Consider the following 12,085-nt stretch of genomic DNA (forward strand, 5'->3'; position numbering starts at 1 on the left):
CACCAACCCCACCACCGCCGACCGGTGACCCGGGAGTCGCGATCGGTTCCTCTGTTGCGGGGTCATCGGCTATCGGATCTCGACATCGTCGACGGGGGGATCACCATCACCAACCGGAGAATCCGGGGTCCCGATTGGGGGGTCTGTCCCGGGTTCGCTAACTATGGGACCGTCAGCGCTGTCATCCGGAATATCACCGTCGCCGACCCCGCCTCCCCCGACGGGCGAGCCGGGCATCCCGATCGGTTCATCTGTGTCGGCGGGTTCATCGTCGTCCGTGCCTGTTTGATCGCCGCCTGTGAATCGGCGGTATGGGTCGTTTTTTTCGAGCCATAATGGGTCGTTCGTGCTCTAATAAGTTATTAGTAAGGCTGAAAAATAATATAACCAGACGAACCCCCACTGTGGTGAGAACAGATACGCGCCGCTCTTGATCGGGGGCGGACCCGGTCTGTGTGTGAGCGTTAGCCTGGAGGTTCGACGCCGTCGACCGTATCGGGCGCGGGTGGGGCGTGGGTTACACGCGTCGGTGAGGCGGGGTCTCCCGCTGACGGGGTTGTCTCGCCGCCGAACACCCGGACATTCCATGTATAGGGTACGTTAGTCGCGGTGTGTCCGGTCGCGGCGACAGCCTCACCCCGATCGGGCAGCTCGACCTCGCCGGCGCCGGGCTCGTCGACGCGTTCGTACGTCGTCGCCCGCCCCGGCGCCTCCTCGACGCGGCGGATGTACCCAGCGTCGGCGAGCTCCGCGAGCACGCGCCGCACCTGCCGCGGCCCGACGTCGACGGCCTCGCGGACGTCGGCCGTCGTGAACTCCCGCCCGAGCGTTCGGTAGTGCCGGGCGATCGTGGTCGCGGTCTCGCTCCAGGTCTCGGCGACCTGCGCCCTGCCGACGGTGGGTAGGTCCTCGCGGAGCGCCGAGGTCCTCGCGACGACGGTCGCCCCGCTGTCGCCCCTCGCGAACCGGAGGATCGCCTGCATGGTCTGATCCTCCCGCATGTGCCGGAGGTACGCGTCGGCGAGCTCGGACCCGTACGCGAGATCGGCGCCGCGCCCGGTGCCCCGGTCGGTGTCGACCTCCTCGCCGGCGAGCGCGGCGAACCGTTCGATCTCGTGGTCGCCGTAGTGCTGGCAGCCGAGGATCGCGGCGAGCTGCTGCGAGCCGAGCTCGTTCGATCCCTTCACGTTGCCGTAGTTTTCCCACGTGCTCACGACGTCGTCGAGCCGCTCGTCGTTTTCGAGCACCTCGCGGACGCTTTTCGTCGTGATCGCGGCCGGCCGCCCGACGGTGACGGGCTCGCCGCCCCGTTCGCGGGGCGCGTCGATCCCGGCGTACTCCTCGGCGATCGCCTCCAGGAGCGCGACGTCGCCGTCGGTGTCCTTCGACGCCGGGCTCCCCTCGTAGTACCGCGGCCGGTCCGCGGCCCGGAGCACGCGGAGATCGAGCGCGTCCTCCAGGAACGCCGCCCGCTCCGCGGGGTCGTCGTGAATGTCGTCGACGGTGACGTCCTCGCCGAGCGCCACCGACCACAGCTCGGCACGACCGGTCGCGTCGAGCCCGACGAGCGGGACGTCGCCGCCGCCGGCGCCGGTTCGGGCCGGTGGGTTGTGGAGCACCGCCCCGTGTCCGTTCCGGTCGAGGACGGTCGTTGCGCGGCCGTGCGTGTCGACGACGTCGAGCGCGGTGCCGTCGGTTGCCCGGTCGTCGAACGCCCACGCGTCGGTGTGCACGCGCGACGTGCCGGGGTCGTCGCTGTCGGCGATAATCGCTTCGAGGAGGTGGTGCGCGTCCGGGTGTGCATACCCGTCGTCGGCCCACGCGGCGAGCCGGCGGCACCCCTCGCGGCCACCCTGGAGCGCTGTCGCGGCGGCGTCGAGGCGGGCGGGTGCGGCGTCGGCGCCCTCGCGAACGGCGTCGAGCGCGGAAACGACGAGCCGCCGGAGGTCGCCCGTGACCGGCAGCGCGTCAACGTCGACGCTGTCGATCCCCGGCGTCACCGTACCGCTCACGGTCGCGTCCGCGAGCGGGTCGACGACGGCCGGCCGGATCCACTTTTCGAGGCCGGCACCCGGCTGTTCGGGGTCGAGCGCGTCGAGCGCGGCCGTCAGCTCGCGGTACGCGCCGACGGGGTCGTCGTGCACGGCGTCGAGCGCCTCGGCGACGTCGAGCTGCCGGAGGAGCTCGGCGTCGACCTCCTCGCGGATCTCCCCGACACCCTCGCGGGCGTCGAAGAGATCCCGCACGCGCCGGAGCGACGCGAGCGCGCCGTCGACGCGATCGTCGTCGCCCCCCTCGCCGCGGAGCCACGCGCGAACCCACTCGTCGGCGCCGAGCTCACGCTGATAGACGTCGCGCCGGTCGTCGACGTCGTCGCGCAGCGACCGCGCGAGCCACGTCGCATGGTCGTCGGCGAGCTCGTCGAACTCCCTCGCGAACGCGTCGCCGACGAACTCGTCGAGCACGACGGCCCGCGGTGCGGTCTCGACGCGCCCGCGAGCGTCGCGGGAGTAGGCCGTCCGGACGCTCGGGACGTGCGCGTGCACGTAGCTCCCGACGAGCAGGTCGGCCGGGTCGTCGGCGTCGCTCGCATGCTCCCACCCGGCGGAGTATTCGCACGTCTCGCCGTCCGCACACGGCAGCTCGGCGCCGAAAAGCCCCTGCGCCTGGGTGTGGATCTCGCGAGGCGTGTACCCGAGGCGCCGGGCGACGTGTACGACGAGCGCCCATGCGGGGCCGTGGTCGCCGTCGGCCGTCGGACAGGTCGGGCGGTCGAGCGTGACCTCCTCGTCGCCCTCGTCGTCGGTAAAGAGGTCCTCGACGTCGACGTCGCGATCCCCCTCGCTCGCCCCGTCGAGCGCGTTCGCGACGAGCGACCACCGATCCCGTAGCCGGTCCTTTCCGCCCTCGCGGACGTGCGACGTCGCGGCGGCGAGGATCCCGTCATCGACCCGCTCGTCGGAGAACACCGGAAGGATCCGCGCGTCGACGCCCCACCGCTCGGCTTTGTCGAGCGCCTGCGCCTGTAACTCCTTCCGCGGCGCGAGGTACGACAGCGGCCGGTTGCGGGCCGTCTTGACGGTGCCCGTGGTCTTCCCGGTCGCCGGCAGCGCGGTGACGATCGTCGGTGAGCCGTCGTCGGTGGCGGCCTCGCGAATCAGCTCCTCGACCTCGGCACGCGCCTCGTCGAGCGCGTCGGTGTCGACGCCGCTCACGTCGCGGGCGTCGAGCAGCTCCTTGGCGGGCGGGAGTTGCGGCGTCAGCTCCCGCGCACCGTCCTCGGCGGGGTCCCACCGCGGCAGCGGCGCGCCGTACTCCTCGCGCGTCGCCCGGTACGCGTCCGTGAACGCCCCGCCGGCGAGCTCGTCGTTCGGCGCGTCGATGATCCCGGCGTCGAGCGCGGCGAACCGCACGACGTCGAGCACGCGCTCGGTGTCGGCGTCCCAAATCGTCCCGCTCTCGAAAACGAGCACCGACGCCTCACTCTCACTCTCACGCCACGCTGGGTTGAGCGCCCGGACGGCGTCACCACCGACCTCGTCGCTCGAGGCGGTCTCCTCGGTCGCGAGCGTGTCGGTGTCGAGATCCCAATACGTCGTCTCGCCGATCACGTCGAGCACGGCGTCGAACTCGGCGATCGCGTCGCTCGTCGTGTAGTAGGCTGGCAGCGGCGCGTCGTACTCCTCGCGAGCGATCGCGTACGCCTGTGGGTACACGTCGTCGAGGGGCTCGTCGGGACCGTCGACGAGCTCCTCGCGAACCCCGACCGCCCGCACGACGTCGACCGCCTCGCCGCTCGCGGGGCAGGCAAAGCGGTCGGGAGCGTCGGCGGCAGCCTCCAGGCCGTCGACCTCGTCGGGCGTCACCCGCCCGGCGGCGTCCCATGCGCGGCGCGGGTCGACCGTCGCGGAGACCTCGCGCGGGTCGCGACCATACTCTTCGGTGCCGCTCTCGCTGCTGGAGCGGTCGAGCATCGGGATCGAAAACCCGAGCTCGCGGAGGTGGTCGATCGCCTTGAAGAAGGTCTCCCCCCGGACGTCGCGCGGCTCGGCTCCGGCGTGGTCGATGAGCCCGGCGTCGATCGCAGCCATGACCGCGGGACCGCCATACCCACCGTCGTGGCCGGTGTCGTGCCAAATCCGGTCGTCGATGTAATTTGCGGTCCCGCTGTCGTCGGAGGACCCCCACACCGGGAGGAAGGACCGACGCCCGCGTGTCCATTCGCTGACGATCGTCCGCTCGCCGACGCGTTTCGGGTCGAGCCGGTCGAGCGCGCGGAATATATCGCGAATGTCGTCGGTCGTCTCGTCGGCGCCGGTCGCCTTCGGTTCGTAGTCCTCGAGGTCGAGGTCGGTGTCGGCGCGACCTCCTCGCGCTCCTCGTAGCCGTTCGCGCGGAGAATCTCGGCGAGCGCCTCGTCGTCCCACTCGGTGACCTCGGTCCCGCTGCCGGCGACGTGGTCGCCGGTCGCGATACACACGTGTTTCCCGTCGTATATCTCGACGGCGGGTGGGTCGTCGTTCGACCCCCACGGTTCCGTGTCGATCGTGAATTTGGCCTCGGGTACACCGTCGAGCGGGATCTCCCCGCGGTACACGGCGTGGACCCCGCCGCCGGAGGTGGAAACGTCGGCGTACGTAACGCCGAGGTGCTCAAGGATCGCCTCAAAGGCCGGGTGGATCTCGCCTGTCTCCGGGTCGCGCACGTCGTCGCCGTCGACGAACGCGAACGGGTCCGCCTCCCGCTGGATATAGACGAGATCCGACGACAGGGACGGGACCATGCCCGCCCATTCGCGGGCGGTCTCGTGGTCGGTGTGCACGTGCTCGCGGCTCCCGTCGCTGCCCCACTTGTACCCGGCGTGGTGCGAACACTCGGCGCACGTTGTCGTCTCGCCGTGGTCCTCATGATTACACTCGACAGGTGCGTCGGCGTCGGTCCACGGCGCGTATGGGGCCTTAGACTCCTTCCGGCACATCCACGCGTCGCGTTCGATCTGTGCGGGTGCCCACCTCTCACGGTCGATCCGCGAAAAGTCGAGTTCACCCCAGGTACGGACACCGGTCTCGGCGGTCTCACCCTGGGGGTCGCCCCCCGGAGAACCGCCTCCTCGCCCCTCGGAAGCGGCCGAATCCGGCGTTTCGTCCTCCTCGGCGACGCGCACCGCACCGAACGCGCTGCCGTCGTCCTCCTCGACGAGCACACCCTCGGCGAGCGCCTCCTCGACGCGGTCGTACGCGCCCCCGACGTCGAGATCGCGGGCGTCGGCGAGCGCCTCGGCGACGGTGCCGACCGGCGGGTCGTCGAGCTGCGCGAGCAGCCGGCTCCAGGTCTCGCGACCCGGACCGTTGCCGGCCGTCATGGCTCACACCCCCCCTCGGCGAGCGCCGGACAGTCGCGCCCCCGAGGTTTGATGAATCCGCCACAGTAACGGCAAACCGGCGGATGCTGACCGCCGTCGGGTTGTTGGGTCAGCGTCACGCCAGGCTCACCTCAATTTCCCTGCGCGGACCGCCGTACGGCAGCGGCCCGCGCCGGGTGTTCTGGTGAACTCCCCCCGAAGAAGGGAGAGTAATGCAAGTCGATTCCGGCGAAAACAGGCGTTTCAGAGCCGTAGCTCCGAAGGTAAGAACCCTGGAGACGGCACTTAATTTCGCATGGACTCGCCGGGATTTGAACCCGGGGCCTCTCCCATGCCAAGGGAGTGATCTACCACTGATCTACGAGCCCTCGTACGCACTCGTTCGTTTCCCGGTGAATATCTTAAGCGCTTCGAAACACGGACCGAGAGCGTCCTCGTCGCGTCGGGCTCCCCTGTCGGCACTCAGGTCCGGTCGGAGTCCACGTACACGTCGAGGTCGACGTCCCGCCGCGATCCCTCTAGGTCTCGCACGGCGCGTTCGATCACGCGCTCGGCCTCGCCCCTGATGAGGGGAATCGCCTTCTTCAGCACCCAGTCGAACGAGACCAGCCGCGGGAGGTCTATCGCGTCCGGGCTCGCCGAGCCCGGATCGAACGCGACCTCCAGGGCGACCTCGCAGCCGGGATCCGCTGGTGTCTCTCCGTCTGGATCCGCCGTGTCGTCGCCCGCGGGCGTCACGCGCCAGCAGCCGCTCGCGTCGATATCCTTCGTTATCTCCCAGTCGATCCGCGTCGGGGGTTCGATGTCGGTTACCTCCGAGTGCGCCGTGTACGACACCTTCCACCACGCGAACGTGAGCGCGTATCGGGTCCCCGGCCCGCCGTCGCCACCGAGCGTCCGTACCTCCCGGAGGTACTCCGAGTACCGGGCGTATCCGGGGAAGTCCAAGAGGAACTCGTAGACCGACTCCGGCTCGGCGTACACGTCCGTGCTCACGACGAGTTCGTCCACGCCGGCACCTTCGAGCGGGACCTAATAAGCGGTCCGGCGGGGCGCCCCGCGACCGTGCCGGTCGAGCGTCCTGTGGAATCAGTCGTCGCCGGAGACCTGCCCGGGAGTGTCGGTCGCGGTGCCGGGGACCGCCTCGGCCGACGCCGGAAGCTCCTCGCGAACGTCCGCGCCCTTCCCTTCGGCGATGACGTCGGCGTACGCGTCGGGGAACACGCGGACGAAGTCGTCGAGCGCGCGCTCCCAGTCGTCGAGCAGCTCGGTCGCGCGCTCGCTGTCGGTGTACGCGCGGTGGTTCTCCACCAGCCGCCGGAGCATCCGCTCGTCCGACTCGTCGAGCGTCTCCGAGACCGAGACCATGCCGCGGTTCACCCGGTCGTCGAGCCGGTCGTCCGGGTCGTACACGTACGCGACGCCGCCGGACATCCCGGCCGCGAAGTTGCGTCCGGTGTCGCCGAGCACGGCGACGACGCCGCCGGTCATGTACTCGCAGCCGTGGTCGCCCACCCCCTCGACGACGGCCGTCACGCCGGAGTTGCGGACGCCGAACCGCTCGCCGGCGACGCCGTTGACGTACATCTCGCCCGCGGTGGCACCGTACAGGCAGACGTTACCGGCGACGACGTTCTCGGCGGGGTCGTACCCGGCCTTCTCGGGCGTGTTGATCACGAGCCGCCCGCCGGAGAGCCCCTTGCCGACGTAGTCGTTGGCCGCGCCGGTCAGCTCCATCGTGATCCCCGGCGCGAGGAACGCGCCGAAGCTCTGGCCGGCGTAGCCGTCGAACCGGCAGGTGACGGTGTCGTCCGGGAGCCCCTCGCCGCCGTGGGCGGAGACGACCCGGTTCGAGAGGGTCGCACCGATCGCGCGGTCGACGTTCTCGACGTCGCGGGTGAGCGCGACGGGAGCGCCGTCCTCGATCGCCGGGCTCGCCTCCTCGATGAGGTCCCAGTCGAGCAGCTCGTCGATGCCGGAATGCGCCTGCTCGCGGGTCTTCGTGCGGGCGTCGCCCGCCGGGTCGGCGATGACCGCCGAGAGGTCGAGGTGCTTCGCCTTCTCGTGGTCGGTCTCGCGCTGGGTCAGCAGCTCCGGCCGACCGATCAGCTCCTCCAGCTCCGTGTAGCCGAGCTCGGCCAGGATCTCGCGCAGCTCCTGGGCGATGAACGTCATGTAGTTGATGACGTGGTCGGGCTGGCCGGGGAACCGCTGGCGGAGGTCCTCGCGCTGGGTGGCGACGCCCACCGGACAGGTGTTCTCGTGACACTGCCGTGCCATCACGCAGCCGGAGGTGACGAGCGACGCGGTCCCGAACACGTACTCCTCGGCGCCGAGCGCGGCGGCGACCGCGACGTCGCGGCCGGTCCGCATCCCGCCGTCGGTGGACACGCGGATGCGGTCCCGCAGCCCCGTCGCGCGGAGCATCTGGTTCGCCTCCGCGAGCCCCAGCTCCCACGGGAGGCCGGCGTTCTTGATCGACGTCTTCGGCGACGCGCCGGTCCCGCCGTCGTGGCCGGAGACGTGGACGACGTCCGCGTTCGCCTTCGCGACGCCGGCCGCGATGGTGCCGATCCCGGCCTCCGAGACCAGCTTCACGTTGACGTCGGCCTCGGGGTTCGCGGCCTTCAGATCGAAGATCAGCTGCTTCAGGTCCTCGATCGAGTAGATGTCGTGTTGCGGCGGCGGCGAGATGAGCCCGACGCCCGGCGTGGAACACCGGACGTGCGCGATCATCTCGTTGACCTTCTTGCCGGGGAGGTGGCCGCCCTCGCCGGGCTTCGAGCCCTGCGCCATCTTGATCTGTAGCTCGTCGGCGCTCGCGAGGTACTCGGACGTAACGCCGAACCGGCCGGAGGCGACCTGTTTCACGTTACACTCCTTCTCGGTGCCGAACCGCTCGGGCGGCTCGCCGCCTTCGCCGGTGTTGGACTTCGCGCCGATCCGGTTCATCGCGATGGCGTTGTTCTCGTGGGCCTCGGGCGAGATACTCCCGAGGCTCATCGCGGCCGTCGAGAAGCGTTCGACGATCGACTCGACCGACTCGATCTCCTCGATCGGCACCGGGTCGCGGTCCGATTCGAACTCGAGCAGGCCGCGAAGCGACTGGATCTCCTCGCTCTGATCGTTCACCAGCTCCGCGAACTCCTGGTACTGCTCGTAGTCACCGCCGCGCACCGCCTGCTGGAGCGTGCCCACGGTCTGCGGGTTCCACCCGTGTTTGACGCCGGAAGAGCGGTGCTCGTACTCGCCGATGGTCTCCAGTTCGGGGTCCGCGCCGAACGCCATCGCGTGGCGGGTGCGGAGGTCGTCTTCGATCTCCTCGGTGCCGATCCCCTCGGTTCGGATCTCGGTGCCCTCGAAGTACTCGGCGACGAAGTCGGAGTCGAGTCCGACCGCCTCGAATATCTGCGCGCCCTGGTAGGACTCGACCGTGGAGATACCCATCTTGGCCATCGTCTTCAGGAGTCCGTCCTCCAGCGCCTTCCGATAGGCTGCGAGCGCCTCGCTCTCGTCGGCGCCGTCCGGCCCGGCGACCACGTCCGAGATGGAGGCGTACGCGAGGTACGGATCGACGGCGTCCGCGCCGTAGCCCACGAGGGTCGCGAGGTGGTGCACCTCGTGGGGCTCGCCGGATTCGAGGACGACCGCCGCGCGATTGCGGAGCCCCTTCCGGACGAGCTGGTGGTGGACCGCCCCGGTCGCGAGCAGGCTCGGCACCGCCAGCCGGTTCGGCCCGACCGCCCGATCGGAGAGCACGACCACGTCCGCGCCGTCCTCGATCGCGGTCGCCGCGTCGTCGCGGACGCGGTTCACCGCGTCCACGAGCGAACTGTCGCGCTCGTAGGTGATGTCCACGGTGACGGCGGAGAACGCCGCCGCGCCCTCGTCGCCGGAGGCGCGCTCGCCGGGGCCGGGGAGGTCGCGCAGGGCGGCCGCCTCGGCGTCGGTGAGCACCGGCGAGTCGGCGACGATCTGCTCGGCGTGTTCGGGCGTCTCGTCGAGCAGGTTCTGCTGGTTGCCCATCCGCGTCTCCAGCGAGGTGACCAGCTCCTCGCGGATGTAGTCGATCGGCGGGTTCGATACCTGCGCGAACAGCTGTTTGAAGTAGGTGAAAAGCGGCCGGTCGACGTCGGCGAGCACCGACAGCGGCGTGTCGTCGCCCATCGATCCGACCGGGTCCTTCCCGTCTTTCGCCATCGGCTCGACGAGGTGATTCAGCGAGTCCGTCGTGTACCCGAACGCCGCCTGATGGGCGCGAACCGTCGGTTCATCGGCGGCGACGTCGGCATCGGCCTCGTCGTCGGCCTCCTCGGGCAGGTCCGCGTCGTCCTCGTCGAGGCCGATCCCGGCCGCCACGTGGTCCTCGTCGACGAGCTCTTCGAGAGAGACCTGTCGCTCCTCGACCCACTCGCCGTACCGCTCGTGGGTGAGTTCCTCGAACACCTCGTCGTCGGGGACGATGCGTCCCTCCTCGGGGTCGGCGACGAATATCTCGCCGGGCTGGAGTCGACCGCGCCGCCGGACCTCGGCCGGGTCGGTCGGGAGCGCGCCGACCTCGCTGCCGACGACGAGCCGGTCGTCTTCGGTCACCTCGTAGCGACAGGGCCGGAGCCCGTTCCGGTCGAGGACACCGGCGACCTGGTCGCCGTCGAAACCGATGACCAGGGCGGGGCCGTCCCAGGGCTCGACGAGCGAGGCGTGGTAGTCGTAGAAGTCCACTCGGTCGTCGTCCATGAGGTCGTCGTCACGGAACGCCTCGGGGATCAGCATCCGGAGACTGTGCGGCAGGTCGCGGCCGGTCTGCAGGAGGAGTTCGAGCGCGTTGTCGACGCTCGCGGTGTCCGACTGGTTCGGGTCGTCGATCACCGGCTTGATCGTGTCGAGCTCGGCACCGAACGCCGGGTGATCGAGGTCGTTCTCGCGGGCGCGCATCCAGTTGACGTTCCCGCGAATCGTGTTGAACTCGCCGTTGTGGACGATGTTGCGGTACGGGTGCGCGAGGTGCCACGCGCCGAGCGTATTCGTGGAGAACCGCGCGTGGACCAGGGCGACGTGGCTCGCGAACCGCTCGTCGGTGATGTCGGGGTAGTAGTCGGCGAGCTGTGAGCCCTTCAGCAGGCCCTTGTAGACGACGCGCTGGCGGTCCAGCGAGCAGACGTAGAAGCGGCCGGCGCCGTCGACGTCGGCGACGGCGTTTTCGATCTCGCGCCGGGCGGCGTACAGCGCGCGGTCGAATCCGAGCAGCTCCGGGTCGACGTCGTCGGGCCGGGTCTCCTCGCTGGTGAATCGCTCCGCGAGGCCCGCACCCTCGACCGGCGCGGCGAACAGCTGGGCGACCTCGGGCTCGGAGTCGAGCGCGGTCGCGCCCAGGTCGGCGTTGTCGGTCGGGACCGAGCGCCACGCGAGCACCTCCAGCCCGTAGACGGCGAACACCTCCGCGATGACGTCGTGGATCTCCGCCTGTACGCTCGGTTCGGTCGGCATGAACATCGAGCCGACGGCGTACTCTTCGGGAAGGTCGGCGTCGACGACCTCGCGGAAGAAGTCATCAGGGCGCGCGACCATGATCCCCGCTCCGTCGCCGGTGTCCTCTTCGGCACCGGTCGTGCCGCGGTGTTCGAGGTTCTCGAGCAGCTGTACGGCGTCGGTAACGGTGTCGTGGCTCGGGACGCCGTCGAGATCGACGATCCCGCCGATGCCGCAGTTCGATCGCTCGTCGGTCGCGGCCGCGAGCCCCCCACTGTGGCCCGGAGCGGTCGCGTCGTCCCCCCGGGTATTACTACGTGGCTTAGTCATACACACCCGTCACAGCTTATCCGTTAAAGGGATAACCCTGATAGGGGTTGGATCCATCGTACACACATTAGGGAATATAAGGTAATTATTCATAACGGGTGGTGACTCGTTGTCACACTATATGTTCGTTCGATAGATTCGCGGAGATGGGGGTAGAATTTTTCAAATATGGGTAATAAGTTCCTACAATCTGTGTTATTCAATCGTGATCCGAACGAACGTCAGATTGAGTGGCGGTCACGCGAGCGTCGCGGGCGCTCGGTCACTTTTCCACGGGGGTGAACGTTCCGTTGATGTCCCACTCGTGGATGCAGTAGACGTTGCCGGGGTCGTCGGCGATGCGCCAGCCGTGGATGTCGTCGTCCCACCGTTCCTCGCGGCCGCACAGCTCACAGGTCCGCTCTCGCGGCGGGGTGATAGTGACGCTCATACCCGGAGGGTGGCAACGCGCCAGCAAAAGCGTATCGTCGGCGTCTCTTTTTCTCACGCGCGCCGGCGTGCGACGAGGAGGGAGACGAGGACGGCGACCGTTGCCGTGATCGGCCCGAAGCCGGGAATGTCGTACGCGGTCGACCGAATCGGCGCGTCGTCGTACGGGTTCGAGCCGTCGTTCCGTTCGTCGTCTCTCGCGGCCGACCCGTTCGTCGGGGCGTCTGTCTCGGCGACGCCTCGGAGCGTTCGGTCCGGGTGGTCGCGGTAGGGTACGCGCAGATCGGCGACCGGACGCACGCTCCGGCTACCCGTTGTGACGCCGGTAACGACGTCGCCGGCACCCGTCCTCGTACCGCTCGCCTCGCTGCCGTTCTCGGTCGCGGCACTACCGATTCCGCTGCCGGCACCCCCGCCACCGGTACCTCCGCCTCCACCACCGGCACTTCCGGCACTTCCGCCTCCGGCGCTTCCGCCAGTCCCGTCCCCGGAACC

The 12,085-nt window shown here is 69.5% G+C and carries 4 protein-coding genes, 1 tRNA gene and 1 pseudogene; all 6 read right to left on the reverse strand.

What is annotated here, in order from left to right; translation table 11 throughout:
• Nucleotides 1-464: 464 nt before the first annotated feature.
• Nucleotides 465-4,091, reverse strand: a complete 3,627-nt coding sequence (locus GJ633_RS09015) for a hypothetical protein (protein WP_197431302.1) — start codon at nucleotides 4,089-4,091, stop codon at nucleotides 465-467.
• A 1,567-nt stretch (nucleotides 4,092-5,658) separates the two neighbouring features.
• Nucleotides 5,659-5,730, reverse strand: a tRNA-Ala gene (locus GJ633_RS09025).
• A gap of 94 nt (nucleotides 5,731-5,824) precedes the next feature.
• Nucleotides 5,825-6,373 (reverse strand): SRPBCC family protein, encoded by a 549-nt coding sequence (locus tag GJ633_RS09030; RefSeq protein ID WP_321168995.1) that lies wholly within the window; start codon nucleotides 6,371-6,373, stop codon nucleotides 5,825-5,827.
• Nucleotides 6,374-6,451: 78 nt separating this feature from the next.
• The gene (gene gltB / locus GJ633_RS09035) at nucleotides 6,452-11,161 is read right to left on the reverse strand and encodes a glutamate synthase large subunit (RefSeq protein WP_156588553.1); all 4,710 of its coding nucleotides are present in this window, start codon (nucleotides 11,159-11,161) and stop codon (nucleotides 6,452-6,454) included.
• A gap of 262 nt (nucleotides 11,162-11,423) precedes the next feature.
• Nucleotides 11,424-11,591: an HEWD family protein gene (locus GJ633_RS17145; protein WP_197431303.1), complete on the reverse strand. Its 168-nt coding sequence runs from the start codon at nucleotides 11,589-11,591 to the stop codon at nucleotides 11,424-11,426.
• Nucleotides 11,592-11,644: 53 nt separating this feature from the next.
• A pseudogene (locus GJ633_RS17150) lies at nucleotides 11,645-12,085 on the reverse strand (PGF-CTERM sorting domain-containing protein); the annotation flags it as partial.

The sequence above is a fragment of the Halorubrum sp. CBA1125 genome, assembly GCF_009742825.1.
GTDB lineage: Archaea > Halobacteriota > Halobacteria > Halobacteriales > Haloferacaceae > Halorubrum.